The following is a 25,615-nucleotide window of genomic DNA, read 5'->3' on the forward strand; positions in this document are numbered from 1 at the left end:
TGTCAGAGCTTCTCGATGCGAATTAGCTGCGGTTCGCCGACTATGAAACCGTCCGCAGCGATTTGCGCAAGCGCTTCGCGCACGGATGATTCCAAAGTCTGTTGGGTAATCATCACAACGGTGCGTGAAGGCGAGCCATCGGGGGCGATGGCCTTCGCAGCCAGGTCGGAGCGCTGGATGACCGAATCGATGGAGATCGACTTTTCGCCCATGCGGGTGGTGATGGCGGCGAGTGCACCGGGCACATCCTTGGCGGCGAGGCGGATATAGAAGCCGCCTTCATGGGCGCGAGCCGGCGCTTCGCGATAGGGCAGAAGCTCGTCGCTCGGCACGCCGAGCGGGGGCACGCGGGTTCCACGGGCGATGTCGAGGATGTCGGAGAGAACCGAGGAGGCCGTGGGCGGGCCACCGGCGCCGGGGCCGGCGAGCAGGAGCTCGTGGACGTGATCGGTTTCGAGTGCCACCGCGTTCATGACGCCATCGACGCCGGCAATGGCTGAGCCCTTGGGCACGAAGGTCGGATGCACGCGCTGCTCGATGCCGTTTTCGGTGCGCTCCGCAATGCCGAGCAGCTTGATCTTGTAGCCGAGATCGGCTGCGACCTGGATATCGTGCTGGGTGATGCGCGAAATGCCTTCGATGCGCATCTTGTCGGGCGCGATCTCATAGCCGAAGCAGAGCGTAGCGAGAATCGAGAGCTTGTGGGCCGTGTCGAAACCTTCGACGTCGAAGGTCGGATCGGCTTCGGCATAGCCCAATGCCTGCGCGTCCTTAAGGCAATCGGCGAAGGTGATACCTTCATTGCCCATGCGGGTCAGGATGTAATTGCAGGTGCCGTTCATGATGCCAAAGACCTTGGCGATGCGAGCGGAGCCCAGGCCTTCGCGAAGAGTCTTGATGACGGGGATACCGCCGGCAACAGCCGCTTCGAAGCCGAGCTGGGCGCCCGATTCTTCGGCGAGTTTTGCCAAGAGAACGCCGTGTTTGGCGAGGAGTGCCTTATTGGCCGTGACGACCGGACGGCCGATTTCGAGGGCGGATTTGACCGCGGCGAAGGCCGGGCCGTCTTCGCCGCCGATGAGTTCGACGAAGAGATCGATGCTGTCGGATTTGGCGAGGGCGACCGGATCGTCGAACCACTCAAGCCCAGAAATATCAATGCCGCGGTCGCGGGAACGCGAGCGCGCGGCAACGGCGGTCACCTGCAATTGGCGGCCGAGTTTTTTATTGAGCTCGGCGCCGTCTTTCTGGAGGATACGCACGAGCGTGGCGCCGACATTGCCAAGACCGGCAACGCCGATGCGGAGCGGCGTCTGGGTTTCCGTTTCGCCAAATTCGGTCATGGCCTTGAGGATGCGCGCGCGCGTTTCGCTGCGCGGCTCACGGCCGTCGCGCAGGTCGAAAACGAAGAGCGGATCGCCTGCTACAATGCGGCCAAAACGGGTCGGAGTCCAACCGCGGGCGGAGATGAAAGATTCGACGGATTGGCGGAAAGACTGGATATCGCTCATGGTGCGCGACATGTGCATAGGAACTTGCCTAGCCGTCAATAGGCATTTTGACGGCCAGGCAGTGTTTCGCAGGCGATTACTGCGCCTTAGCCGCAGTTGCGGCACGGCCGACTTCGGCGGCGACGGTTGGAAAACCCCAGCGGAGGGAAACCGGCGTGACGGCGCCGCTGACGGCCATGGTGATCTCGTCGCCGACGAGCTTGGTATAAGCCTCCCTGGCGACCAGCGGGGAAAGCTTGATCAGGTCCATGCCGAAGAACTCGTCGGCGGACTTCTGATCGTTGAAGAAGCTCAGCAGCATATCGGCGGGAATTTTGTCAAAATTCTCGTAGCTGACGAAATAGGAAATGCCGGTATCGTTGGGGATGGCTTCGCTTGGTTCATGGGCGGAGACGAGGCCGATATCGACGAAGAGCTGGACGCGCGGGTCGCCTTCAAGGCGCACCGAAACCTGGCCGTCATTGCGGTTGACGACGTTGGCGAAGACCGTGCCCTGGGCGTCGGGATATTTGCTGATTTCGGCTTCGAGGAAGGCCTGGGTGTCGGCGACCAACTTGTCGGCTTCGGCGGAGAGGCCGAGGGCCTTGGCGGTGAGGGTGACGACATCCTGCCAGCCGGCGAACCAGGGCTTGTCGGGATAGGCGACGACGGGGGCGATATTGCTCAGGAGGGCGTATTCGTCTAGGGTCAGGCCGGAATAGGGCGCAATGATCACGTCGGGCGCCAGAGCCGCGATGGCTTCGATTGGCGGCTCGGTGACATTGGGCAGGATGGTGGGGGTCGCAAAGCCGTGCTCTTTGAGAGCAGCTTCGGTCCAGGGGAGGAGGCCATCTTCACCGCCGCCATAGGCGAAGAAGGGAATGCCGACCGGGGCGACGCCGAGATCGATCACCACGTCCTGGGCCGACCAGCCCCAGGTGACGACGCGCTCCGGCTTGGCTTCGATGGTGGCCGAGCCCAGGGCGTGTTCGATGGTGACGGGGAAAGTGTCGGCGGCGAAGGCCGGTGCGGAAACGCAAAGGGCGGTAGCGAGGGCGAGAGCCCCGATGAGCTGACGCATGGTGTTTCTCCTTTATTAGGACGGCTTACTGGCCGGTGACCTTCTCGGCGGCTGAGGCCAAAACATCGAGATAGGTCGGGAAGCCCCAATGCAGGGACAGCACGCTCGGCGGGGAGACGGCCGCGACATTTTCGGTGCCGACCAAGGCGGCGAGGCCGCCATTGACGATGGGGGGATAATTAGCCGCGTAGGATCTGGCGAGCCATTCGTCGAGCGCGGACTGCTCTTCGTAATAGGTGACGAAGATATCGCCCTTGAGATTGTCGAACAGTTCGTAGCTGAGGGAATAGTAGAAGGCGCCGTCGTTGGGCGCGTTCTCGGCGACGCTGGGATCGAGGGTCATGCCGAGATCAGTCAGGAATTTCATGCGGGCATCGAGCGGCGCGTAGACAGCGATCGAGCCATCGTAGTCATTGGCGCTGGCGAAGGTGATTTCCTTTAGCGCGGGGTGTTTTGCGACTTCGCTTTCGAGCCAGGTGGTGGTTTCGGCAACGAGAGCCTCGGCTTCGTCGGCCTTGCCCAGCGCCTTGCCGATTGTCGTCGTTACCTCCTGCCACGGCGTCGACCACGCATCGCCGCTATAGGCGACAGTCGGGGCGATGGCGGAGAACAGCGCGTATTGCTCTTCGGTGATGCCGGAGAAGACGGCGAGGATCAGGTCGGGCTCGAGCGCTGCGATCTGTTCGAAGGGGGGCTCAGAGCCGTTTTCGAGCACGGTCGGCTTGTCGCCTTCGACCTCGGCGAGCGCTTCTTCGATCCATGGCTTGATGCCATCTTCGCCGCCGCCATAGGCGTGGAAGGGAATGCCGACGGGCGTGACGCCGAGGGCGAGGACGGCGTCTTCATTGCCCCAGCCCCAGGTGACGATCCGCTTGGGCTCGGCGTCGATGGTCGTTTCGCCCCAAGCATGCTCGAGCGTGACGGGGAAGCTCTGGGCCAGCGCCATGGTGGGCGATGTGGCCACAAGAGCGGCAAAAACCAGCGAACGGAGGATCATGGATCACCTTCTGTGTGGAAGTGCTTCTCCATACAAAAGGTGATTTCTGATGTCATGTAATATTTGGTGGTTTGCCTCAGCCGGCCGCCGGACGACGGGTCAGTAGCACCATGACCTCGTAGTGGTGGGTCTGGGGGAACATGTCGAACAGGCGGACGAACCGGGGCTCATAGGCGGGCATGGCGGCGATGTCGCGGGCAAGGGTGACCGCGTTGCAGCTTGAATAGATGATGGTCTCCGCGCCCGAGGTTTCGAGCGTTTGGCAAAGCCGGTCGCCGAGGCCGCGGCGCGGCGGGTTGACGATGATGGTGTCGGGCGCCTCGCCGGCAACGAGGGCGGTCGCGTCGCCGGCTGCAAAGGTTACGTCGCTGAGGCCTGCTTTGGCGGCGCTGAGGCGCGCGGATTCCACGGCGGGTTCGCTGAGTTCAACGCCGTGGACGCGTCGGCCGGGCGCGGCGACATGGAGGGCAAAACCCCCTACCCCGCAATAAAGATCCCAGATCGAGCGGGCGTGGACTTCGTCGGCCCACTCCTGCGCCTGGAGGTAGAGGCCTCTGGCGATTTCGGTGTTGGTCTGGAAGAAGCTGGCTGGACGCAGGTGCAGGACGCGATCGCCGAGACGCATGGGCAAGGTTTCGCTGCCGCTGAGCGCGATTTCCTCCTCACCTTCGAGGACGGCCTTGTGCTCGGGCAGGATATTGGCGGTGGCGACGGTGATTTGCGGGAGCTCGGCAAGCAGGCTTGGCAGATGCTTTTGCATGCGACCGAGGGCTTCGGTCGAGCGCAGCACGAAGCGCAGCATCAGTTCGCCATCGGCGGATTCGGTCAGGAGGACATATTTGAGCTCGCCGCGGCGAGTGGGAACGTCATAGGGCGTGATGCGGGCGCGGGAGATGAAGGTCTTGATGGGCTCGAAGGCCGCGCGTAGCCCTGAGGTAAGGATGCCGCAGCCGGTGAGATCGACGCCGTGCTGGGTTGCATGGAGGATGCCGAGGGTAGGTGCATCGGACGTGCCGCCGACCACCATCTTGGCCTTGTTGCGGAAGGCTTCCGGGCGGCTGGCCATGGGCGGGAGCCAGATTACCTCGGGCCATGCGGCGAGCAGGGTTTGGGCGTGCGTCAGCTTAGCGTGGAGCTGGGCGTCATAGGGCGTGCCCATGAGCGTGCATGAGCGGCACGTGCCGTTGTCGAAATAGCCGCAATGCATGATGGCGTTCAGTTTTGCCTCCATGCGGCTATCTCAAAACAGCAGTACACTTTTCAGGATGGACACCCACCAGCTGTCATCCCGGCGCAAGCCGGGATCCATCGTGAGATCGCAGGATGGGCCCCGGCTTGCGCCGGGGTGACAATCGCGTTCGTTGGCATTCCAGCGCAAGAATGAAGCGGTCTGGTCCTATTTCGTGGCCGAGGCGAGCGGAACGATGTTGCTCTGGTCGCCCTTGCCGCCGAGCAGCTTCTTGATGTTGCGGGCGGCCTGGCGGATGCGCTGTTCGTTTTCGACGAAGGCGAGGCGAATGTACTGATCGCCATATTCGCCGAAGCCGACACCCGGAGCGACGCCAACGCCGGTTTCCTGAATGAGGAGTTTGGCGAATTCGAGCGAGCCGAGATGGGCGAACTGGGCCGGAATCGGGGCCCAGGCGAACATGGTGGCCTGCGGCACGGGAATGTCCCAGCCGGAGCGGCCAAAACTTTCGACCATGACGTCGCGGCGGTGCTTATAGACCTTGCGGACTTCGTCGATGACGTCGTCCGAACCATTGAGGGCGGCAACGGCGGCGACCTGAATGGGGGTGAAGGCGCCGTAGTCGAGGTAGGATTTTACGCGGGCTAGGGCGGCGATCAGGCGCTCGTTGCCGACGGCGAAGCCGACACGCCAGCCGGGCATGGAATAGGTTTTCGACATCGAGGTAAATTCCACCGTGATGTCGATGGCGCCCGGAACCTGCAGCACGGAGGGCGGCGGGTTGTTCTCGTCGAAATAGATCTCGGAATAGGCGAGATCGGAGAGAATGAAGATGTCGTGCTGCTTACAGTATTTGACGACCTCGGTGTAGAAATCGAGGTCGGCAGTGTAAGCGGTTGGATTGGCTGGGTAATTCAGCACCAGCGCGATGGGCTTCGGGATCGAATGGCGCACGCCGCGATCGAGCGCGCGCATGAAATCCTCGCCTGGATCGGCCGGCATGGAGCGGACGACGCCGCCCGACATGATGAAGCCGAAGGAATGGATCGGATAGGTCGGATTGGGCACCAGCACCACATCGCCCGGGGCGGTGATGGCCGAGGCCATATTGGCAAAGCCTTCCTTGGAACCCAGGGTCGCGACGACCTGGGTGTCGGGGTTCAGCTTCACGCCGAAGCGGCGGCCATAATAGCTCGCCTGAGCCTTGCGCAGGCCCGGAATGCCGCGAGAGGTCGAGTAACGGTGGGTGCGCGGGTCCTTCACCGTTTCCTGCAACTTGGCCACGATATGCTCGGGCGTCGGCATGTCGGGGTTGCCCATGCCGAGGTCGATGACATCGACGCCTTCGGCGCGCGCCTTGGCCTTGATCGGATCGATATGGGCAAACACGTAGGGCGGCAGGCGGCGGATGCGATGAAAAACTTCGCTCATTTGATTCCTCGGAAGGTCTCTTTGAGACCCTGAACTGTCGCGACGCGCGGGGAGCGCTGCGCCATGATGCGGCGCCGATTATCGCGGAATTATGGTTTTGAAGGGGTTAAAAGGACCCTTTTGGGGCCGTAACGATCTATTCGGCTCTTCCCGGCCACACCGTGGCCACGCGGGAAGAGCTATCGGGCGCTTGCCGCCGCGAAGGCGTCGGCGGCGGCAATAGCAATCACCATGCCGGCGAGCCGTGCTCGAACCAATGCAACAGTGAATGGAGACACCATGTCTCTTGCCCTTCGAAGGTCGTTTTTGTAAGAAATGCAACAATCGACAGGCCGTTCATAATTCCTCCGCAAGGTCTTGTAAATGGCTCGAAGCGGAACAACCTTCGGGCAAGAGCGGTGTATGATGAGGTTCCACACTTGAAGCGCATTGCCCTGGTGACGATCGGCACGCAAGGCGACGTCCAACCCTATATCGGGCTTGCGCTGGCTCTGCAGGAGCGCGGCTATGCCGTGGCCCTGGGCGCCACCGAAGAGTTCGAGGACCTCGTCGGCCTTTATGGGCTGGAATTCCATTCTCTGGGACCCTCGATCCAGTCCTTCCTCAAGGAATCGCGCTTCGAGAATGCGATGAGCACGTCCATGCTCATCAACGGCCCTTCCCTGTTGCGGCAAGGCCAGCAGATCGTCGATACGGCGGCGCGGGCCGCATGGCGCATGTGCCAGGGCGCGGAAGCAATCGTGGTCAACATGAACACGAGCTTTGGCATCGACATTGCCGAGGCGCTGAAAGTGCCAGCGATCATGACGGCGCTGCAGCCGCTCAACTCGACGACCGAATTTCCGCTTTCGATGTATTACGTCGCCGACGATCTTGGGCCGACGCTCAACAAGCTCTCCTATACCGCCGCGACCATGCAGCAGGCCTATTGGAACCTGCCGCGCAACCGGCTGCGGCGTGAGCTAATGGGGCTTGAGGCGCGGAACATGGGTGGCGTGTTCACCAATACCGATGGCTCGCCACTCACGACGCTCTACGCCTATTCGACGGCGGTGAGCCCGCGTCCGCGCGACTGGCCGAAGACGGCACTGGTGACCGGCTACTGGAATCTGCGCGACCGCAGCCATTGGGAGCCGACGCCGGAGTTCGAAGCGTTTTTGTCCGCTGGTGAGGCACCGGTTTATATCGGCTTTGGCTCCATGCCGTTCGGGGCGGAGCGCAATACGCGCATCCTCAAGGAAGCCGTGGAGCTTTGGGGCGGGCGCGCCGTCGTGGCGCGGGGTTGGGGCGGCATCGATCCACGCGACCTGCCGGACACGATTTTCCCGATCGAGAAGGCGCCGCATGATCGGCTGTTCCGCTATGTCAGTGCCGTGGTGCACCATGGCGGGGCGGGCACGACCTCGGCGGGCCTGCATCTGGGGCGGCCGAGCTTTGTGGTGCCGCAGGCCATGGACCAGCCCTATTGGGGGCGGCGTGTCTATGAGCTTGGTTGTGGGCCTAAGCCCATCCGCTTGCGAAAACTGACGGCGGAACTGCTGGCCGAGGCGCTGGCGGACCTTAACAGCAACGAATCCTATCGGCGCAATGCCGCGCTCGTGGCCGAAAAGCTGCGCAGCGAGGACGGCACGGACAAGGCGATCAAGGTGATCGAGCGGGTCATGACCAATTTCGTGCCCAAGGCTGCCAAGGTCGCGCGGAAATCGAAGGCCAAGAAGCTTTCGCTCAAAAAGGCCGTCTAAAGCGTTTTCAGCCGCGAACGCGGAGGCGCGCTATTTCGGCTTCGAGTTGCTCGATACGCTCCACGACACCCGAATTGCGGGCTGACAGGCGATTTTCGAGGGCGCTCAGGCGACGCTGCAATTCCGGCACCCCGTCCTGCGGCGCATAGGGACGGCTCTCTGCAATGGCCAGAATGACCGAGCCCTTGGCGACGAAGACGCCGCCAATGCCGGCAAGGATCAGCGCCCATTGCGTGAGATCGGACTGACCCATGGTGGTGAGCCAGGCCGCAATCGCCGCTCCAGCCGCAGCCAGCGCTCCGATGACATTGGAAACCATGCCCAGGGCAACCACTGTACGCCGACTGTCCCAGGCGTTGCGCGATCGAGTCATTTCGTTCCTACCCAATGATTGCTTGCCGACCTAGCGGGCAAAGAAGGCGTCAAAGCGGCCGTGCTGCACTCTCGCGCCGGGCGAAGAGGTAGCTGTAAACAATGCCGGCAAGGCTCGGAGCGGCGGTGCATAGCACGATGAGTGTCAGGAGCCAAAGCGGTTCAGTGACGAACAATGCTGCGATGGCGAGGACGATGCCGCCGAGCATCATGAACGTGCCGGTGAAGCGGTTGGTGGCAACCCAATTGGCTGGGCTTTCGAGTGTCCAGCGCAGGCGGAAGCCGGCATAGCTGTTGGGTTGGGATTTCGGCATGACATTGCCTAGGCCGATGAAGAGCAGGCCCACGCAGAAGGTGATGACGCGGACCATGTCGACGGAATAGCCGAGGGCTATGGCAATGGTGGCGATCTGGATCACCGCCATGAGCATGCCGATGCCGGCGAAGGCGGCGCGAAGCCCCTGGCGGGCGCGATCCACCTCCCCTCCCCGCTTCAGCATCAAAGCGAAGATCAGCCAGAGCGCTGCCAAGATGACTGGCGGCATGAGGAGGGCCAGGTTGCGCGGCCAGAAGGCATCGGCCGCGCCATCGGGACCCCAGTGGACTGGCATCATTGTTTCAGACGGGAGCATGACATAGCCGGCGACGGTCGCGACGGCGAGGGCCGCGACGGAGGCGAGAGCGAAGGGACCGAATAGACGCAACTGGTTCATTTTTCTTCCCGCAGCGAAAGGACATCGGCGAGCGCCTGCTCGAGGACCGATGTATTGAGGTGATAGATGAGGCTCGTGCCCTGACGCTCGACAGCGACCAGATCGGCCTCTTTCAACTTGGCGAAGTGAACGGACAGCGTGGGGCGGCTGAGCTCGAAATGATCGGCCAGTTCGCCGGCACTTTTGGGCCCCGATTTCAAGAGCGCCAAAACCTTGCGGCGCACCGGATGCGACAAAGCTTCAAAGACAGCATTTATGCCCACGGCGTTCTCCTTCGATGTTTTTCTAATTAGTGTTTTTGCTAATTAGAGTCAAGACGAAGGATGACAAACAAAAGGGGGAGGCATGGCCTCCCCCTTTCGGCATTCGTATTGCGACGCTTATTGCGCCGGGACTGCCTGGACGTCGTCGAGGGCTTCGATGCTCTCGCCGCGGTCGTAGGTGGCCTGATTGAGAATACCTTCGCGCTTGGCGACGATGGTCGGGATCAGGGCCTGACCGGCGACGTTGACGGCGGTACGGCCCATGTCGAGAATCGGGTCGACGGCGAGCAGCAGACCAACACCTTCGAGCGGCAGGCCGAGCGTGGACAGGGTCAAGGTCAGCATGACGGTGGCGCCGGTGAGGCCAGCCGTTGCGGCCGAGCCGATGACGGCCACGAAGGCGATCAGCAGATAGTGCTCGAGCCCCAAGGAAATGCCGAAGAACTGGGCGACGAAGATGGCCGAGATCGCCGGATAGATCGAGGCGCAACCGTCCATCTTGGTGGTGGACCCGAGCGGCACGGCGAAGGCGGCATATTCACGCGGCACGCCGAGGTTCTGCTCGGTGATGCGTTCGGTGACCGGCAGGGTGCCGATGGAAGACCGCGACACGAAGGCGAGCTGGATGGCTGGCCAAGCGCTCTGGAAGTAGCGGATCGGGTTGAGGCCATGGACCTGCAGCAGAACCGGGTAGACCACGAACAGCACGATGGCGAGGCCGATATAGATGGCGGCCGAATACCAGCCGAGCTGGGCCAGCGCATCCCAACCATAGACGGCAACGGCATTGCCGAGGAGGCCGATGGTGCCGATGGGCGTTAGGCGGATCACCCACCACAGGACCTTGTGGATGACCTTGAGGAACGAGCGGGTGAAGGCGATGAACGGATCGGCGGCCGGGCCGACGCGCAGGGCGGCGATGCCGACAACGATGGAGATCACCAGGATCTGCAGCACGTTGAAGCTGAGGCTGGTGGACGCGCCGCTATCGCTGACGCGGGTCGAGGCCTGGAGACCTAGGATATTGGAGGGGATCAGACCCTTGAGGAAATCGAGCCAGGAGCCGGTCGAAGACGGCGCCTTGGCGGCTTCCGCGGCGACTTCGGTATTAAGGCCGGGCTGGATGATGAGGCCGAGCGCAATGCCGATGACAACGGCGATCAGCGCGGTGATGGCGAACCAAAGCAGGGTCTGCCAGACGAGCTTGGCCGCATTGTTGAGTTCGCGCAGGTTAGCGATGGAGGCGACGATGGCGGTGAAGACCAGGACCGGCACCAGAGCGCGCAGCAGCGACACGAAGGACGAACCGACGGTGGCGAGGGTCTGGGTCAACCAATTGGCATTGCCGGCGGCATCGGGCCCCATATTGCGGGCGACGAAGCCGAGGGCGAGGCCGATGACCATGGCCGCGAGGACCTGGAAGCCGAAATTGGCATAAAACGGCCTGGGCGCCTTGGGAGCGCGGGCCGCGGAGACGGAAGTGGGAGACATAGGGTGACCTTTCGGCTGGCAGGTCACTTGCTCAAAACTTGAGCGCTGTGCCCGCAGATTGGCCAAACCATACGCCTGCCTTAGTTTTGCCGCAGCGCATGCCGTTCCATTTCTCGCCGCATTAGAAGAATTTTCTCATTCTGATCAGGGAAAGAGAGAATAGAAGTTGTCAGGCGCGACTTAGAGCCAGAGTCACAAGGCCGGCAAAGAGCGGCAGGCCAAGGAGACTCAGGGCGAAAGCCAGGGCCAGAATGCCGGGGCCGGCATCGAGCCAGGCCAGAGCCGCGACGGCCGCGCCGGCAAACAGAGCGGCAATCCCACTGATGCGATGAACCAGGAGCCAGGACCGGTCGGAAGCGATCGGCCAGGGCATACGCAGGCCACCATAGCTGTGGCGCTCGGCATGGAAGAAAACGAAGCCCAGGAGGATCAGCGCTGCGGCGAACAGGAAGCCGACGCCGCGGATGAGATCGAGGTCGGAGCCTATGCCCATGAAGAGGAGGCCGAACTGATAGGCGGCGGGCACGGCGAGGGAAAGGCCAAGCGCGGGATCGAGAATGTGCCGAACTTTTGCCATGTGGCTGCGCGTGAGAGCGCGGCCGAGGATGAAGAAGGCCAGCATCAGAAAGGCTTGCAGGATCGGCGCGACAGCGAGCGCCGTGCCGCGCGGCCAGAGCCAGTCGGCATTGGAGCCATGCCAATGCGCGGGGAACATGAAATCCGTCGGCACGCGAAGGACCGCGACTGCCGTGATCGACAGCGTCACGGAAAAGATCAGTAGATGAAAGCGTGTGACGAGGCTGGGCATAATGCTTTGCTGCACGTGTTGTTCAGACATCTTCCCAACCAATGGATGTCACCCCGGCGCAGGCCGGGGCCCAACTTGAGATCTCAGGATGGGCCCCGGCCTAAAGCCGGGGTGACAATCGAGAGAGTGAAAGCCTCAATGGCACACCGAGGCCATGTAGGTCGAACCGGGCAAAAGAAAAGGGCCGGTTGCCCGGCCCTTTCCAAGAATTTCGGTGTGAAGCTTAGCGCTTCGAGAACTGGAAGGAGCGGCGGGCCTTTGCCTTACCGTACTTCTTACGTTCAACGACGCGGCTGTCGCGGGTCAGGAAGCCACCCTTCTTGAGGATCGGGCGGAGGCCCGGCTCGAAGTAGTTCAGCGCCTTGGAGATGCCGTGACGGACGGCACCGGCCTGACCGGAGAGACCACCACCGGCAACGGTAACGTTGACGTCGTACTGGTCGAGACGGTCGGTCGCAACGATCGGCTGCTTGACGATTAGCTGGAGAACCGGGCGAGCGAAATAGGCAGCGAATTCGCGGCCATTCACGGTCACCTTGCCCTTGCCCGGCTTGATCCAGACGCGAGCGACGGCGTTCTTGCGCTTGCCGGTGGCATAGGCGCGGCCGAGGGAGTCGAGCTTCTGCACGTGAACCGGAGCCGAGGCGGCAGCGGGAGCAGCAGCGGAGGTGCCCAGGGCTTCGAGGGAGTTGATGGTTTCAGCCATATTACTTCACCCGGACGTTCTTGGTGTTCATAGCGCCGACGTCGAGCGTGCTCGGGTTCTGCGCTGTGTGGGGGTGCTCGGAACCGGCGTAAACGCGGAGGTTCTTGAGCTGGGCGCGGGTCAGCGGGCCGCCCGGCATCATGCGGCGAACGGCATTTTCCAGAACGCGGTTCGGGAAACGGCCTTCGAGGATCTCGCGAGCGGTGCGGTCCTTGATGCCACCAGCAAAGCCGGTGTGCCAGTAGAAGCGGTGCTGATCGAGCTTGCGGCCAGTCAGCTTCACCTTGTCGGCATTGATGACGATGATGTTGTCACCCATGTCCATGTGAGGCGTGAAGGTGGCCTTGTGCTTGCCGCGCAGACGCGAAGCAATGATCGAAGCGAGACGACCCACGACCAGCCCTTCGGCGTCGATGAGGATCCACTGCTTTTCGATCTCGCTCGGTTTTGCCGAGTAAGTGGTCATTGTTGAAATCCCTAGAAAACTCTGGTTTGTGACCTCATCCAGAGGACGGATCACAGGTTTCGGAGGGGTCTCTAAGGGGGATTCTGGAAGCCGTCAAGCGTCTTTAAAAAGCGCTGCAATTTCAATGACTTGCGAATGCGGTATTATATTACCGCACTCTCCGCATGTCGGCGACATAGGCGGCGGTGGCGCCGGCAAGCATGAAGGCCAGGGACTGGTGGCCGACCGCCAGCGAGATCGGAACGCTGGCGAGAAGCGTCGCGACGCCAAGGCCGACCTGGAGCAGGACCAGAATGCCAAGGCGCGGGAGCCAGCCATGGACGCCGCCAAAACCGCCATCTCTGGAACGGCGCCAGATCAGATAAGCGACATAGGCCACTATAACATAGGCAATGCCCCGGTGGATAAATTGCACCGTGAGGGCGTTTTCGAAGAGGTTGCGCCAGGCGGGGTCCATGACGAAGAGACCCTTGGGAATGATGGCGCCATCCATCAGCGGCCAGGTGTTATAGCCCATGCCGGCATCTAGACCAGCGACGAAGGCCCCTGCCCCGATCTGGAAAATCAACAGCACACCCAGGATGATAGCAGTGCTCAGGTGCCAGGAATTTACGCGGCCGAGGACGCGTCCAGGCTCGATGCTACGCGCCACATAGATGAGTGCGACGAAGAGCAGCGAGGCGGCGCAGAGGTGGGCGGCAAGTCTATATTGTGAAACGGAGGTTAGTTCGGAAAGACCCGAAGAGACCATCCACCAGCCCAGGAAGCCCTGGAAACCGCCCAGAATGAAGAGGGTAAAGAGCGGCAGGGCCAGATTGCGCGAAAGGCGCTTCTGGAACAGGAAAATGACGAAGGGGACAATGAAAATCAGGCCCAGCGTGCGCGCCAGGAGGCGATGGAACCATTCCCAGAAGAAGATGTACTTGAAGTCGTTGATGTCCATCCAGGAATGGACGATCGAATATTGCGGAATCTGCTTGTAGGCTTCGAACTCGGCCTGCCACTGGGCGTCGTTGAGCGGGGGAATGGTGCCGGAAATCGGCTTCCAACTGGTGATGGAAAGACCCGATTCCGTTAACCGCGTGATACCGCCGACCACGACGATCAGCAGGACAAAGCTAGCAAGGGCATAGAGCCAGATGCGGACCGGCCGGAGAAGGTCACTCGCATAGCTGATTTGTCCTGGTGCGGCATTGTGCTGGGTGGTCACGGCAACATTCCGGTATCGATGGGGCTGGCGGAGTGGTAATGCCACCCTCGTCCAGTCGCAACAGTCCAGATGCCGCACATGACCCAACGCAACCGCAAATTGATCGGCGCGCTTTTGTGCGTAGCCTCCATCTTCGTCTGGGCGAGCCTGGCGACGTCGATCTATCTGACCTTTCCGCCCGATCTGCCCTGGTATGTGCTAATCGCGTATTTTGTCGTGGCGGGGATGGGTTGGGTATTTCCGGCGGGGGTGATCATCCGGTGGATGGCGAAGCCGGATGTGAAGGCTTAGCGCCAGAGGCCACCTAGGACGCACCCTCACCCGTCTCGCGCTACGCGCGATCCACCCTCTCCCCGATGGGGAGAGGAATAAGAGGGGCTCAGCCGGTCAGTTTGCCCAGCACCGTAAAGATGCCGCCGCTGGCGAAGACATCGACGTAGCGTTCGGACTGGAAGTGGCCGTTGAGCGAGACGCGGGGGAGCGCGGTCAGGGATTCGAGGTGGTGGGGATAGAGGCCGCCGGGGCGGGTGGTGACGGCGGTTTTGAAGCCGAGGTCTTTGGCAAGGGCGAATTCACGGGGACCGCAGGAGAGTGGGCCGCCGAGCGGATAAGAAAAATGCTCGGGGCGAATGCCGAACTGGGCCTGGATGACTTCCACTGATTGCAGCATTTCCTGGCGGGCTTCGTCTTCGGGGAGTTTGGCCAGTTCGTAGTGATGCACGGTGTGGGCGCCGATGGTGCAGAGCTGCTCGCCGGCGAAGAGGCGCAGTTCCTGCCAGCTCATGATCAGGTCGCGACACTGCTTTTCGAGGTCGTAGCCATAGTTGTGGCAGAACTCGGCAAGGAAAGCGCGGCGGTCGGGCTCGGGCAATTTGCGCAGGTGCCAGTAGAGGCGGTTGAAGGCGTCCTTCTTCTGGGCCGTGGTTGCCGTATCGACATATTCGACTTCGCCGTTGTCGGTGAAGGCGACGGCTTCCTGGCGGGCGATGATGTCTTCGATGGCCTGCCACCAGAGTTCGCCGACGCCGTCCACGAATGCAGTGGGCACGTAGAGCGTGAAGGGCGCTTCGTGGCGGAGGAGGATCGGCAGGGCGTATTCGAGATTGTCGCGATAGCCATCGTCGAAGGTGAGGACGACGAAGGGGTTTCCCTTTTTGGGGGAAGCGAGGCGCTCGACGGCTTCATCAAGGGTGATGATGTCGATGCCGAGGTCGCGGACGCGTTCTATGACATAATCGAGGAAATCGGGACGGACTTGCAGGATGGCGTTGGGGGAGAAGGCCGGTGGCGTCTCCGGCAGGACGCGGTGGAGCGTGAAGATGACGCCGCGGGATGAGGAGAGTGCGCGGGACAGGGCCGGCAGGCGGGAGAGCCAGAGCAGTTCGAAGGCGGCGCGGATGGCGGCGTATTTCATTGAGGCAACCTCGCGCCTTATTGGAAACGTGGCGTGATGTCGTCACACCCACCGGTGTTATCCCGGCCTTGAGCCAGGAGCCATCTTGAGATCTCGGGATGGGCCCCGGCCTTCGCCGGGGTGACAATCGCGTTTGGTAAAAAGACAGTGCGACAGCTAGGCCGCAACGGCGTCTTCCAGAGCCGAGATTTCGACGCGTGGGAGACCAGCGTCGAGAAGCTGTTTGCGCAGGGTTTCGGCGGTGTCAGCGTCTTCGTCTTCGCTGGTGACGAGAACCACGCGGCCGTCAAGATCAGCAAAAACTGGCAGGGTCGAACGGGAGCCGACGCGGCCGGTGAGGACGATCACGACTTCGTAGATGTCGCCAAGCGCTTCGATAAGAATGGAGGGTTTGGCGGAGGTACGGTCGACCGTATCGCCCTGCCCCCAGGGCACTTCGGCAAAGCTCTGGTCGGCGGATTTTTGCACGACATCGCCAAAGCCGGCCTGGCCGGTGCTGAGATCGGAAAGGCCGGGCGCGTCGCTGGTGCGGCCGCTGCCGGCGTCGACGAGCACGACGCTGAGGCCCTTGGCGAGACCGTCTGCCGCGAGGGCATCGGCCATGCGGCGGGCGGGTTCGCGATTACCGTGGTCGGCGAGCAGCAGGAGATGGGTCTTGCCGAGGACAAGATCGGCGGCGAGGTCAGCATAGCGGACCATGCCGGTGATCTGGCGCGAGAACGGAGGACGAATGGGCGTGACGGTGAGCGGAGCTACTTCCGGTGCGGATGCCATGGCGACGCGGGCGGCGTCGCGCTGGTTGCGGCGGTCGGCCAATTCCTGCAGCAGCCGACGGGCGCTATCCGAGGCGGCCTGTGCCGGATCCGGTTCGACATGGACGAAGGCGACAGGCCGCGCAGGCTCGTCATGGGCGGGATCAGCTTCGACCGCTTCGGGTTCGGCGTCTTCGATCTCGGCCACGGGCTCGTCATAGACTGCCTTGTCTTCATATGGCGGCTCGACGGGGTCGGGCTGGACCACGACAGCGGGTTCTTCGCGACGAGGGCGTTCCCAGGCATAGGGTTCAATGGGGCGCAGGGCGCGGCCGGACATCAGCTCACCGAAGACGACGGCGCCGAATTGCACGGCAAAGGTGACGACGCCGACGCCGGCAAGGATCAGCGCGGTTTTCGGGAAGGCTGGGGTGACCGAGGGCGCGGCTTCGGTGACGACGCGGACGTCGGGCAAAGCGGAGCCGGCATCGGCGCGCGACGAGGCCTCGTTGTAGCGCAGGAGATAGGATTCCAGCAGGTCGCGCTGAGCCTTGGCCTCGCGCTGGAGGCTATCGAGGGCGACTGTGTCCTGCGTGGCGGTGGAGGCCGTGGCCTTGAAGCGGCTGAGGTCGGCCTGGAGCGAGGCTTCGAGATCGGCTTCGACCTGGGCTTCGGCCTCAAGGGCGGCGGCGACGCGATAGCCTTCTTGATTGATGCGGCTGTCGAGCTCGCCGATCTGGGCGTTGAGGGCGCGGATATTGGGGTGGTTCGACAGAAGCGTGGCGGAAAGCTGGGCGAGTTGGCCCTGAAGGCGGGCCTTTTCCTGGCTCAACTGCTGGACGACGGCGGAATTGCGCGCGTCGGCAACGCTTTCGATGGGCTGGCCGCGTTCGAGGAGGCCCCGAATGACGGCGGCGCGCGACTGCGCCGTGTTCTTGCGCTCCTGGGCAGAGGTGATCTGGGTGGTGATGGTGGAAAGCTGCTGATCAAGCAGGCTGGTATTGTTGGCGCCAACATAGAGATCGTTGTCGACGCGATATTTGGCGACGGCAGCTTCGGCTTCGCTGACGCTTGTGCGAAGGCGCTCGATTTCCTGGCGCAGCCAATCGGAGGCTTCGGCTGTGTCGGAGAGCGAGAGCTGGGCGCGGCGGGCGACATGGGCCTCGGCCACGGCATTGGCGATGTCGGCGGCAAGCTGCGGATCGGTCGAGCGCACCAGAATGGAGATGATGCGAGAGTCGCGCTGCTGGATGACCGTCATACGATCATAGAGCGTGTTGATGACGCGCTCGTCGATGCTGACGGGGGTCGAGCCACGGCCGAGAAGCTGCATGATGACGCCAAGCGGAGAAAAGCTGGCTTCGCTGCCGTTGAATTCGGGCTTTGAGCGCAGGTCGAGCTTGTCGATGACGCCGAGGAGCGTGTCGCGCGACTTTATGAGTTCGATCTGGCTGGAGACGACGCTGGCATCGCCCGAAGTACTGGCGGGGGCCTGCTCGTTGGCGGCGCGCACATAGACGTTGGAGCGCGGCTCGACGAGGATCGAGGCCGAAGATTCATAGAGCCGCGGCAGCATGGTGAGGACGAGGAAGGCGGCAGCGAGCACCAGCAGCGTGACGATGATGATGCGCGGCAAGCGCCTGCCGACCGCGGCGAGCACCGCAGTCACGTCAATTCGCGCATCGCGCATTGTCGGGGCATATTCGCTCACGGCAGCTCCTCATCATGCAGCTGCACTATCGGGCTTCGTGGTCAAAATTCAGTTAATCGTGGCGGCATATTCGGAGCAAGCTTGTCCGGCATAAGGAAAATCTTAACCATGACAGGGAATGCTAAGGGCCAATCAAAACGCGCGGATTGACCATGCGCTGGCTTCCCATTCTCGCCTTAACATTGATGATGCCGCTTGCGGGTTGCGCTACGACGCGGCCCGGAAGCTATTTCGTCGAGCCGACCGGCCCCTACACGCTCGATACAGGCGATGTGGTGCGCGTTTCGGTTTATGGCGACCAAGAACTGAGCAATACCTATCGCGTCAGCGATAGCGGGGCGATCGCCTTCCCGCTCGTCGGCCAGGTGCAGGTGCGTGGACAGACAACCAGCGTTGCAGCTTCGCGGCTCGCCGGGGCTCTTGCCAATGGCTATTTGCGCAATCCCAATGTGGCCGTGGAAGTGGCCGAATACCGGCCCTTCTTTATCCAGGGCGCGGTGCGCACTTCCGGGCAGTTCTCCTATTCGCCCAACATAACCGTTCGCGCTGCCATCAGTACGGCGGGCGGCTATACGGAAACGGCGGACCGCAACCAAGTGACGGTCTATCGTCGCCAAGGCAATGAAATGGTGCGCGGCCCGGCCGATCTCGACTTCCCCATTTATCCCGGTGATACGATCGTCATTTCCGAACGCTGGTTCTAGGCGGGATGGAGCGGCCCCTGCGCATCTTGCAGGTTATGCGCGCGCCTGTGGGCGGGCTGTTTCGGCATGTCGCGGATCTGACGCGCGGGCTGAAAGCGCGGGGACATAGCGTCGGACTGATCGTTGATTCTCTGGCGAGCGACGCGCAGACCGAGCGGCGGCTCGATGGCCTGAGGGAATTTGCCGATCTCGGTGTGCATGCCATGCCGATGCCGCGCGTTTTGGGGCGCGGCGATCTTTCGACGCCCTTTGCCGTGCGGAAACTGGCGCGGGATCTTTCCATAGACATTCTGCATGGTCATGGCGCCAAGGGCGGCTTTTACGCCCGACTGGCTCATATCGGGCGCAAGCGGCCGGTGGCGCTTTATACGCCGCATGGCGGGGTGTTGCATTTCTCGGCGCGCTCGCGGAGCGGCAAGGCGTTTCACTGGCTGGAGCGGAGGTTGCTCGGGCAGACCGGAGCGATCATTTTCGAGAGCAATTTCGCGCGGGACACCTATGGGCGGTTGATCACGCCGCCCACCTGCCGGACCGAGATCATCTATAATGGGCTCGATGCCGCCGAGTTCGAGCCGGTTGTCATTGCCGAGGATGCGGCGGACTTTGTGTTCGTCGGCGAATTGCGCGAGCTGAAGGGAATTTTTCCGCTGGTTGAGGCCATGGTGGGGCTGAAGCGGAAGGAAGGAGCCCCGGCCACACTGGTCATGGCGGGGGATGGGCCGCAGCGGGCAGAGCTGGAAGAGCGGATCGCGGCGCTATCGTTGACCAAGCGGGTGGCGCTGGTTGGATCGCAGCCGGCCCGGGCGGTTTTTGCGCGGGGTCGGGTTGCGGTATTGCCGTCGCTGGCGGAATCCCTGCCCTATGTGGTGCTGGAAGCGACGGCAGCGCAATTGCCGGTGGTGACGACTGATGTCGGCGGCATTCCCGAGATTTTTGCGGGGACGACCGATACCCTGGTGACGCCGGACGATGCCGAGGCGCTGGCCTTGGCGATGCAGGCGATTCTCGACCATCCGGACGCGGCGCAGGCGGAAATGCAGGTGCGGCTCAGGCGCGTGGCCAGCGAATTTTCGCTCGAAACCATGGTGGGACGAATCGAAGCGCTCTACCGGGACGTGCAGGAAAAAGGCTAAAGACCCGCTTCACCTGATATAAACGCATTGCGCGCATCATGCCGCCCGGGTGTGAGTGAGTTTTCCGGTAGCGCGTGATGTTTCGTGTCGATCCCAAGCAGGCCATCGAAGACCATGCCGCGCGTCAGCCCGGCGGGGATGGCACTGGATCGACGCTCTCCGCTGCTGCTGCCGAAATCGCCGGCCAACCGGTAGAGCGCACCTATTCAGGCACCATTATTGTTGGCGTGGCACAGGTGGTGGAAGCCGTGCTGCTGGCCATTCTCGGCTATGGCATTCATGCCGTCTATGTCGAGCGCGGCCAGGAAGGTTTTTACCTGCTCGTGACCCTGGGCGTGTGCCTTGCGACCAATATCGGGCTCAACCTGTTGCGGGCGCACCGCATTACCACCTATCGGCGCGTCGTCGGGCAGTTTGGCCGTGTGCTGGCGGTATGGCTGACCGTGATGGCGGTGGTGACCGCTGCGATCTTCTTTTTCAAGGCGGGCGACATGGTTTCGCGCGTCTGGCTCTTCAGTTGGTTCCTGTCGGGCGCGGCGCTGCTCATCCTTTATCGGCTGGCACTACGCTTTCTGGTGCAGCGCTGGACCGATCTCGGACGCCTCAAGCGCCGCACCGTCATTGTCGGTGGCGGGCGCGACGCCGAGGTGCTGATCGAGCAGATCAAGAATGGCGCGGACAAGGATCTGGAACTGCTCGGCCTGTTCGACGATCGCTATGACGAGCGCTCGCCGGATTCGGTGGCCGGCCTCGCCAAGCTCGGCAAGGTTTCGAGCCTAATTGAATTTGCGCGGGTGACGCCGGTCGATCTCGTCATCGTTTCGATGCCGCTTTCGGCCGAGAAGCGCGTACTCGATATGCTGACCCAGCTCTGGGTGCTGCCGGTGGATATCCGCCTCTCGGCGCATATGAGCAAACTCAAGTTCACCGACCGGGCTTATTCCTATGTCGGCGGCGTACCTGTGCTCGACATGGCTGACCGGCCGATCTCGGACTGGAACCTCGTCTTCAAGTGGGTGTTCGACAAGCTGGTGGCGATCACGGCGCTGATCCTGCTTTCGCCGATCATGATTGCGACGGCCATTGCCATCAAGCTCACGAGCAAGGGGCCGGTCTTCTTCGTGCAGAAGCGGCACGGCTTCAACAACCAGCTCATCAACATCTACAAATTCCGCTCGATGCGGACCGATGCGCAGGATGCGGGTGCCGCAAAGCTCGTCACCAAAGGCGATCCGCGCGTGACACGCGTCGGAAAATTCATCCGCAAGACGTCGATCGACGAATTGCCGCAGCTTTTCAACGTGTTGAAGGGCGAGCTTTCGGTGGTGGGGCCGCGTCCGCATGCGCTGCAGGCCAAGGCGGACAACAAGCTCTATTATGAGGCCGTGGAAGGCTATTTCGCGCGGCACCGCGTCAAGCCGGGCATGACCGGCTGGGCGCAGATTCACGGCTGGCGCGGCGAGACCGACACGATCGACAAGATCATGCAGCGCGTGAACCACGATCTCTACTACATCGAGAACTGGTCACTCCTGCTCGATCTTTACATCGTGCTGATGACGCCGGTTTCCCTTATTGCCAAGAGCGAGAACGCCTATTGACGGTCTCCGGCACATTCGACGCCGCGCTGGGATCGAGATGGGCCGGCGCTGACTTCGTGCGCCAGCGGGCGCTGAAACTGCTCGATGGCGTGGTGGCGCTGTGGATCTTTGCCGGCGGCATCGTGCTCATCGAGCCCTCACCCTACGAAGTGATGTTTCTGGCGGTGCTGCCAGTGGCCATCATGGCGGGGATCGGGCTCTATCGCTCGACCTTCGGGCTCCTCGCGATCATGCTGTGCTTCACGCCCTTTGCGCTGATTGCGGCCATGCAGGTGCGCTTCACGCCGATCAGCGAGGCGCTGATCTTCACGGCGGTGACGATCTTCCTGATGCTGACGAGCTACTTCGTCGCCAACTATCTTGCCGAATCCACCGAGAAGCGCATGCGGGTGATCATGCGCGCCTATACGGTGATCGCCGTAATCCTCGCCATTATCGGCACCCTCGCCTATCTGCGGCTGATGCCGGGGGCGGACATGTTCCTGCGCTATGATCGCGCCAAGGCGACGTTCAAGGACCCAAACGTCTATGCGCCGTTCCTGGTGCTGCCGGCCATGTTTGCGCTGCAGCGCGTGCTGCTGGGGCGCGGATGGCAGTCGTTTATGGCGGCTGGCGTCTATTTCGTTCTGTTCGTCGGGGTGTTCGTCAGCTTCTCGCGCGGCGGTTGGGGGCATTTTGCGGCCTCGTCGCTGATTACGCTGGTGCTGGTTTTCCTTCTCGAGGCTGGCGCGCGAGACAAAGTGCGCATCCTCCTCATGACGCTCATCGGAGCGGGCATGTTGATCGTGGCGTTGGGCGGGCTGCTCTCAGTGCCGGCGGTGGCTAATTTCTTCGAGCTGCGTGCGTCTTCGCAGAACTATGACACGGGCGAGACAGGTCGGTTCGGACGGCAGGGCTACGCCCTGGAACTGGCGCTGGACCACCCCTGGGGCATCGGGCCGGGTGAATTCCGCAACCTGCGCATCATCGAAGAGCCGCACAACGTCTACATAACCGTCATCCATGTCTATGGCTGGGGCGGCGGGCTGCTCTACTACCTGATGATCATCACGACGCTCTGGAAGGGGTCGGTGATGCTGCTGCGCCCCTCCCCGTATCGGCTGATGGCCATTCCGGTGATGGCGACCTTCACCATGGTCGTCGCCGAGTCTGCGATCATCGACTCCGACCACTGGCGGCATTTCTTCCTGCTGATCGGACTGATCTGGGGGCTGTCGACAGCCATCGCCAATGAGCAGCGCGCCACGGCACGGCGCGAGCAGATGCTGATCTAGAAAACATGAGGCCGCGAGGGGATCGCGGCCATCAGGCATTTCAGCTCTTTTGGTGAAATGGTCGGAGCGGCCGGATTTGAACCGACGACCCTTTGTCCCCCAGACAAATGCGCTACCAGGCTGCGCTACGCCCCGACTGCGCGGAGACATAGAGAACCGGGGCTTTTCGTGCAAGTGCGAATTTCACCGAAGGCATCAACTCACGCAAATTCCACAGGGATCATCATAGTTCGTGGCAGAACGTCCCACGAAAAGTCCCACGGAGGTTTCCCTGTTCGTTCTCAGGAAAAGGTGGCAGTCCTGTCGGGATCGCCAGCTCATTTTCCGACCATTGATATCGCTCATCAAATCGACCGATTTTGTCCCACTTTCCCGGGCCTCAAAAAAGTGGGACACTTTCGTTCAGCGAAGGTTCCTTTTCGGCAGACCCAAAGTCCGAGGGCATTCAATGTTTAGAAAAACGCCCGATCCAAACGTTGAGTTTCTAGCTGACAAAATCCTGCCTGAACTGGTGGGCGGAACAATTGTTGGCATTGCCACCGACCAGCCCGACGGCGAGGAATTTGGAACAGCTGGTATCGGGCTTGTTGTGCGTCTCGCAGGAGGCGAACACAAAGTGGTTTGGATTGATCGAGACGAAGAAGGCAACGGACCTGGTTGGGCCTCGGTTGAGGAACTTGGCGACATCGCCCTGCAACTTCGCGAACCGACTATTTAGCCGTGCTCCGCGTTCCATCGGTCAATCCAGGCAAAGATAGACGCATCGCTGCGCTCGAGGCGAAGCTAGCTGAGCTACGTGCCGTCCCAGAGAATCGTCGAAGCGCCGAGTTCATTCCCGAGAAGGAAGAGACCGTGCTTGAACTCTTGGCCGCGCTAAGACACTCCTGACGCAGGTCCATCATCCGGAAAAATCCCAATAGTAAAAATCTGAGGACCGTGCTGTCGTCGGTTCAATCAGCTCGGCCGGCTAGACCGCACAACGGTAGTCTCGGCGCAAATCTATCTGCAAATCCAACAACTTCTATATCTTGACGCAAGCAAGCAACTTTCGCGCGCCTTGTAATAGTTGATATTTATTTGCATCGCATTGACAGAATTTATACCTACTGGTCAAAATCTCACTTATGGATGCACCCAAAAGCTCCGAGGGAGATGCTTAAGTGCAGCGCGTGCCCGATTGGACTGAACCTCAGCGACTATTCCGCGCCTTGATGGAAAACTCTCGGCTGCTCGGATGGATTTGCGAAGCTGATGGCTACTGTATCTATCTCAGCAGCGCCTGGCAGGAATTTACAGGTTCAGAAAATGGGCTTGGCATAGGCTGGTTGAACGCCATTCATCCCGCCGACCGCGTGCCGACTTATAGGGCCTTTACTGACGCGAATTTTAGTCAGACCGAATATAAGGTCGACTACAGACTGGAGCGTCCCGATGGTAGCTACTCCATGGCCATGGCTCACGGATCACCGCACTTCGCTGCTGACGGCCAGTATATAGGAATGTTCGGGATTACAACGACCGTCCACCAGTACGCCGCTCAAGCAGATTTTGTCGCAACGGTACTGCCGCCGGAGCATAAGAGGATACTCAGCGACCGAGAGAGAGAAGTGCTCCAACTGGTCGCACAAGGATACACCGACGGAACGGCCGCCACCCGCCTAGGCATCGCCGAAAGCACTGTTTCAGGCCACATGAAGCACGCCGCCCTAAAGCTGGGCGCCCTCTCCCGATCTCACGCGGTTTTCCAAGCCGTGAGGCTTAATGAGCTAGACCTGACTGTATCATCCCATCCCTGAATGATTGACTGTGTGAGAGACGGCCCCACTCTGCCGGCCACGCCGAAACGTCGCCCGCCAGCGTAAGCCTCGTCCTCGCGAGTGCCGCAATCATCACGCCATAGCCGAGTGCGAATTCGAGGCCCATCGTGCCTACAACATGATCCATATTCATTTCTTCAAGCTGCGCCGAAACATGCCCAGGTGCCTCGACACGGGCGGCAGGAAGGCCATCCAGCCATTCCATCCAAACCACTACGTGCTGACTGCTTGGCCTGTCTGAAAAGCGAAACTGCCCGATCATCCCCTCTCTCCCAGAGAATCAGTGCCGCAGTTCCAATAAGCACACGACAGAAAGACTGACGCAATTTGTCTTTGCTTTGTACGACAAGATTTGACCGAACGCGGCGTCCGCATACCGACTTTCAGGTATTGACAGGGTTAAATGTGCTGATTTGTTGGAAATATACTTACCTAGAAGCGGTTATTTCGCGGCGTTCAACCATGAGGCAATCTACGTGCATCTCGAACGTAGGGGGCTACGATGGACACTCTCAGCTTTACTCCTCGCATCGCATCGAAAATGCACATACGCATCATCGACCCAGACTTGGCTATGTGCGAAGCGCTCAGTGTGGTGTTCAGGCTCGAAGGGTTTCAAACGAGCTTTTCCATTGACCTTGAGCGCGCGCTTTTCAGCAATACCGCCATCAACGTCATTATTCTAAACCTCGATCTGCCGAGCGCTAGCGGGATAGCTTTGCTTCGCCAAGCCAAGGCTGAGCTTGGCGCCGTACCCGTCTTCATGCTGGCCAATTCTTCCGACGTAGATGCAGCTGTGTTGGCCATGAAGTTTGGTGCTGAAGATGTGCTGACAAAGCCCATCGACGTCGAACATTTGGTGAACCTCGTCCGAACTGCGCTTCGCCGCGACGTCCATTTGGGCGCCAGCAGGGATGGGGAGCGCCACGTAGAGGTGCGCGGCTTTTCTCAGCTCACCGATCGCGAACGGGAGGTGCTGCAACTCATCGTCAATGGGCGTTCTAACAAAGAGACCGGACGCCAACTGAACATATCTCCTCGAACTGTCGAGGTTCACCGGGCAAGAGTAATGCAGAAACTTGATGCCAAAAACGCCGCCGATCTAATCCGCATCGTGATGACAAGGTGAGTGTCGAAGTGAACCGCGAAGACATCATTAGTGTCGGAGAGCGCATCCCAAGGCTGCTGGCTGTGCATGCCGCTGAGGGTCGTCGGGTTGTTCTGACCTGGGAGGATGGATCTGTGGTCAC

At 61.3% G+C, this 25,615-nt stretch carries 24 protein-coding genes and 1 tRNA gene; 9 read left to right on the plus strand and 16 right to left on the minus strand.

The window, feature by feature from the left end; translation table 11 throughout:
• Positions 1 to 2: 2 nt before the first annotated feature.
• From J7557_RS12410 to J7557_RS12430, 5 genes are all read right to left on the minus strand, one after another.
• Positions 3 to 1,343: a homoserine dehydrogenase gene (locus J7557_RS12410; RefSeq protein WP_291420613.1), complete on the minus strand. Its 1,341-nt coding sequence runs from the start codon at positions 1,341 to 1,343 to the stop codon at positions 3 to 5.
• Between the two features lie 244 nt (positions 1,344 to 1,587).
• Positions 1,588 to 2,571, minus strand: a complete 984-nt coding sequence (locus tag J7557_RS12415; protein ID WP_291420384.1) for an ABC transporter substrate-binding protein — start codon at positions 2,569 to 2,571, stop codon at positions 1,588 to 1,590.
• 25 nt (positions 2,572 to 2,596) lie between these two features.
• On the minus strand, positions 2,597 to 3,568 hold the full coding sequence (locus J7557_RS12420) for an iron-siderophore ABC transporter substrate-binding protein (protein ID WP_291420385.1): 972 nt from the start codon (positions 3,566 to 3,568) through the stop codon (positions 2,597 to 2,599).
• 76 nt (positions 3,569 to 3,644) lie between these two features.
• Entirely contained in the window at positions 3,645 to 4,799 is a 1,155-nt protein-coding gene (gene rlmC / locus J7557_RS12425) for a 23S rRNA (uracil(747)-C(5))-methyltransferase RlmC (protein WP_291420386.1), read from the minus strand.
• Between the two features lie 165 nt (positions 4,800 to 4,964).
• Positions 4,965 to 6,188 (minus strand): LL-diaminopimelate aminotransferase, encoded by a 1,224-nt coding sequence (locus J7557_RS12430; RefSeq protein WP_291420387.1) that lies wholly within the window; start codon positions 6,186 to 6,188, stop codon positions 4,965 to 4,967.
• 419 nt (positions 6,189 to 6,607) lie between these two features.
• On the opposite strand from J7557_RS12430, the gene J7557_RS12435 reads away from it, so the two are divergent.
• The gene (locus J7557_RS12435; RefSeq protein WP_291420388.1) at positions 6,608 to 7,930 is read left to right on the plus strand and encodes a glycosyltransferase; all 1,323 of its coding nucleotides are present in this window, start codon (positions 6,608 to 6,610) and stop codon (positions 7,928 to 7,930) included.
• Between the two features lie 7 nt (positions 7,931 to 7,937).
• Here J7557_RS12435 and J7557_RS12440 read toward each other — a convergent pair whose 3' ends face one another.
• From J7557_RS12440 to J7557_RS12475, 8 genes are all read right to left on the minus strand, one after another.
• Positions 7,938 to 8,303, minus strand: a complete 366-nt coding sequence (locus tag J7557_RS12440; RefSeq protein ID WP_291420389.1) for a hypothetical protein — start codon at positions 8,301 to 8,303, stop codon at positions 7,938 to 7,940.
• A 49-nt stretch (positions 8,304 to 8,352) separates the two neighbouring features.
• On the minus strand, positions 8,353 to 9,015 hold the full coding sequence (locus tag J7557_RS12445) for an SdpI family protein (RefSeq protein WP_291420390.1): 663 nt from the start codon (positions 9,013 to 9,015) through the stop codon (positions 8,353 to 8,355).
• Positions 9,012 to 9,278 (minus strand): metalloregulator ArsR/SmtB family transcription factor, encoded by a 267-nt coding sequence (locus tag J7557_RS12450; protein WP_201772915.1) that lies wholly within the window; start codon positions 9,276 to 9,278, stop codon positions 9,012 to 9,014. Before J7557_RS12450 ends, J7557_RS12445 begins: the two co-directional genes overlap by 4 nt.
• A gap of 117 nt (positions 9,279 to 9,395) precedes the next feature.
• The gene (locus J7557_RS12455) at positions 9,396 to 10,769 is read right to left on the minus strand and encodes a dicarboxylate/amino acid:cation symporter (RefSeq protein ID WP_291420391.1); all 1,374 of its coding nucleotides are present in this window, start codon (positions 10,767 to 10,769) and stop codon (positions 9,396 to 9,398) included.
• A 169-nt stretch (positions 10,770 to 10,938) separates the two neighbouring features.
• Entirely contained in the window at positions 10,939 to 11,607 is a 669-nt protein-coding gene (locus J7557_RS12460; RefSeq protein ID WP_291420392.1) for a hypothetical protein, read from the minus strand.
• Positions 11,608 to 11,800: 193 nt separating this feature from the next.
• On the minus strand, positions 11,801 to 12,283 hold the full coding sequence (gene rpsI / locus J7557_RS12465; RefSeq protein ID WP_291420393.1) for a 30S ribosomal protein S9: 483 nt from the start codon (positions 12,281 to 12,283) through the stop codon (positions 11,801 to 11,803).
• 1 nt (position 12,284) lies between these two features.
• Positions 12,285 to 12,749, minus strand: coding sequence for a 50S ribosomal protein L13 (rplM, locus tag J7557_RS12470; protein WP_291420394.1), 465 nt, complete (start codon positions 12,747 to 12,749; stop codon positions 12,285 to 12,287).
• A 148-nt stretch (positions 12,750 to 12,897) separates the two neighbouring features.
• Entirely contained in the window at positions 12,898 to 13,959 is a 1,062-nt protein-coding gene (locus J7557_RS12475) for a COX15/CtaA family protein (RefSeq protein WP_291420395.1), read from the minus strand.
• Positions 13,960 to 14,037: 78 nt separating this feature from the next.
• On the opposite strand from J7557_RS12475, the gene J7557_RS12480 reads away from it, so the two are divergent.
• Positions 14,038 to 14,250 carry a DUF2842 domain-containing protein gene (locus J7557_RS12480; protein WP_291420396.1) on the plus strand — a complete coding sequence of 71 codons (213 nt, stop codon included), beginning with the start codon at positions 14,038 to 14,040 and terminating at the stop codon, positions 14,248 to 14,250.
• An 88-nt stretch (positions 14,251 to 14,338) separates the two neighbouring features.
• Here J7557_RS12480 and J7557_RS12485 read toward each other — a convergent pair whose 3' ends face one another.
• Together J7557_RS12485 and J7557_RS12490 are read right to left on the minus strand one after the other, a co-directional pair.
• A complete protein-coding gene (locus J7557_RS12485; RefSeq protein WP_291420397.1) occupies positions 14,339 to 15,373 on the minus strand; it encodes a polysaccharide deacetylase family protein in 1,035 nt (344 codons plus the stop codon).
• A 156-nt stretch (positions 15,374 to 15,529) separates the two neighbouring features.
• Positions 15,530 to 17,836 (minus strand): GumC family protein, encoded by a 2,307-nt coding sequence (locus tag J7557_RS12490; protein ID WP_291420398.1) that lies wholly within the window; start codon positions 17,834 to 17,836, stop codon positions 15,530 to 15,532.
• A gap of 152 nt (positions 17,837 to 17,988) precedes the next feature.
• Here J7557_RS12490 and J7557_RS12495 point away from each other — a divergent pair, with 152 nt between their 5' ends.
• From J7557_RS12495 to J7557_RS12510, 4 genes are all read left to right on the plus strand, one after another.
• Complete coding sequence (locus J7557_RS12495; protein ID WP_291420399.1) at positions 17,989 to 18,540, plus strand: polysaccharide biosynthesis/export family protein; 552 nt, start codon at positions 17,989 to 17,991, stop codon at positions 18,538 to 18,540.
• Positions 18,541 to 18,575: 35 nt separating this feature from the next.
• Positions 18,576 to 19,673, plus strand: coding sequence for a glycosyltransferase (locus tag J7557_RS12500; protein ID WP_291420614.1), 1,098 nt, complete (start codon positions 18,576 to 18,578; stop codon positions 19,671 to 19,673).
• 77 nt (positions 19,674 to 19,750) lie between these two features.
• Complete coding sequence (locus tag J7557_RS12505) at positions 19,751 to 21,274, plus strand: undecaprenyl-phosphate glucose phosphotransferase (RefSeq protein WP_291420400.1); 1,524 nt, start codon at positions 19,751 to 19,753, stop codon at positions 21,272 to 21,274.
• Complete coding sequence (locus J7557_RS12510; protein WP_291420401.1) at positions 21,271 to 22,548, plus strand: O-antigen ligase family protein; 1,278 nt, start codon at positions 21,271 to 21,273, stop codon at positions 22,546 to 22,548. Before J7557_RS12505 ends, J7557_RS12510 begins: the two co-directional genes overlap by 4 nt.
• Before the next feature lie 58 nt (positions 22,549 to 22,606).
• Here J7557_RS12510 and J7557_RS12515 read toward each other — a convergent pair.
• Positions 22,607 to 22,683, minus strand: a tRNA-Pro gene (locus J7557_RS12515).
• Between the two features lie 313 nt (positions 22,684 to 22,996).
• Here J7557_RS12515 and J7557_RS12520 point away from each other — a divergent pair.
• The 3 genes from J7557_RS12520 (at position 22,997) to J7557_RS12530 (ending at position 25,494) form a co-directional block, all read left to right on the plus strand.
• A complete protein-coding gene (locus tag J7557_RS12520; RefSeq protein WP_291420402.1) occupies positions 22,997 to 23,266 on the plus strand; it encodes a hypothetical protein in 270 nt (89 codons plus the stop codon).
• 442 nt (positions 23,267 to 23,708) lie between these two features.
• Positions 23,709 to 24,344: a LuxR C-terminal-related transcriptional regulator gene (locus J7557_RS12525; protein ID WP_291420403.1), complete on the plus strand. Its 636-nt coding sequence runs from the start codon at positions 23,709 to 23,711 to the stop codon at positions 24,342 to 24,344.
• Positions 24,345 to 24,867: 523 nt separating this feature from the next.
• Positions 24,868 to 25,494 carry a LuxR C-terminal-related transcriptional regulator gene (locus tag J7557_RS12530; protein WP_291420404.1) on the plus strand — a complete coding sequence of 209 codons (627 nt, stop codon included), beginning with the start codon at positions 24,868 to 24,870 and terminating at the stop codon, positions 25,492 to 25,494.
• The last annotated feature ends 121 nt before the right edge of the window (positions 25,495 to 25,615 follow it).

The sequence above is a fragment of the Devosia sp. genome (assembly GCF_017744655.1).
GTDB lineage: Bacteria > Pseudomonadota > Alphaproteobacteria > Rhizobiales > Devosiaceae > Devosia.

Bases quoted from the DNA above. Each gene is read 5' to 3' on its own strand.
- J7557_RS12410 (WP_291420613.1), bottom strand. From the start codon at position 1,343: ATGACCGAATTTGGCGAAACGGAAACCCAGACGCCGCTCCGCATCGGC.
- J7557_RS12415 (WP_291420384.1), bottom strand. From the start codon at position 2,571: ATGCGTCAGCTCATCGGGGCTCTCGCCCTCGCTACCGCCCTTTGCGTT.
- J7557_RS12420 (WP_291420385.1), bottom strand. From the start codon at position 3,568: ATGATCCTCCGTTCGCTGGTTTTTGCCGCTCTTGTGGCCACATCGCCC.
- rlmC (WP_291420386.1), bottom strand. From the start codon at position 4,799: ATGGAGGCAAAACTGAACGCCATCATGCATTGCGGCTATTTCGACAAC.
- J7557_RS12430 (WP_291420387.1), bottom strand. From the start codon at position 6,188: ATGAGCGAAGTTTTTCATCGCATCCGCCGCCTGCCGCCCTACGTGTTT.
- J7557_RS12440 (WP_291420389.1), bottom strand. From the start codon at position 8,303: ATGACTCGATCGCGCAACGCCTGGGACAGTCGGCGTACAGTGGTTGCC.
- J7557_RS12445 (WP_291420390.1), bottom strand. From the start codon at position 9,015: ATGAACCAGTTGCGTCTATTCGGTCCCTTCGCTCTCGCCTCCGTCGCG.
- J7557_RS12455 (WP_291420391.1), bottom strand. From the start codon at position 10,769: ATGTCTCCCACTTCCGTCTCCGCGGCCCGCGCTCCCAAGGCGCCCAGG.
- J7557_RS12460 (WP_291420392.1), bottom strand. From the start codon at position 11,607: ATGTCTGAACAACACGTGCAGCAAAGCATTATGCCCAGCCTCGTCACA.
- rpsI (WP_291420393.1), bottom strand. From the start codon at position 12,283: ATGGCTGAAACCATCAACTCCCTCGAAGCCCTGGGCACCTCCGCTGCT.
- rplM (WP_291420394.1), bottom strand. From the start codon at position 12,749: ATGACCACTTACTCGGCAAAACCGAGCGAGATCGAAAAGCAGTGGATC.
- J7557_RS12480 (WP_291420396.1), top strand. From the start codon at position 14,038: ATGACCCAACGCAACCGCAAATTGATCGGCGCGCTTTTGTGCGTAGCC.
- J7557_RS12485 (WP_291420397.1), bottom strand. From the start codon at position 15,373: ATGAAATACGCCGCCATCCGCGCCGCCTTCGAACTGCTCTGGCTCTCC.
- J7557_RS12495 (WP_291420399.1), top strand. From the start codon at position 17,989: ATGCGCTGGCTTCCCATTCTCGCCTTAACATTGATGATGCCGCTTGCG.
- J7557_RS12500 (WP_291420614.1), top strand. From the start codon at position 18,576: ATGCGCGCGCCTGTGGGCGGGCTGTTTCGGCATGTCGCGGATCTGACG.
- J7557_RS12505 (WP_291420400.1), top strand. From the start codon at position 19,751: ATGTTTCGTGTCGATCCCAAGCAGGCCATCGAAGACCATGCCGCGCGT.
- J7557_RS12520 (WP_291420402.1), top strand. From the start codon at position 22,997: ATGTTTAGAAAAACGCCCGATCCAAACGTTGAGTTTCTAGCTGACAAA.
- J7557_RS12530 (WP_291420404.1), top strand. From the start codon at position 24,868: ATGGACACTCTCAGCTTTACTCCTCGCATCGCATCGAAAATGCACATA.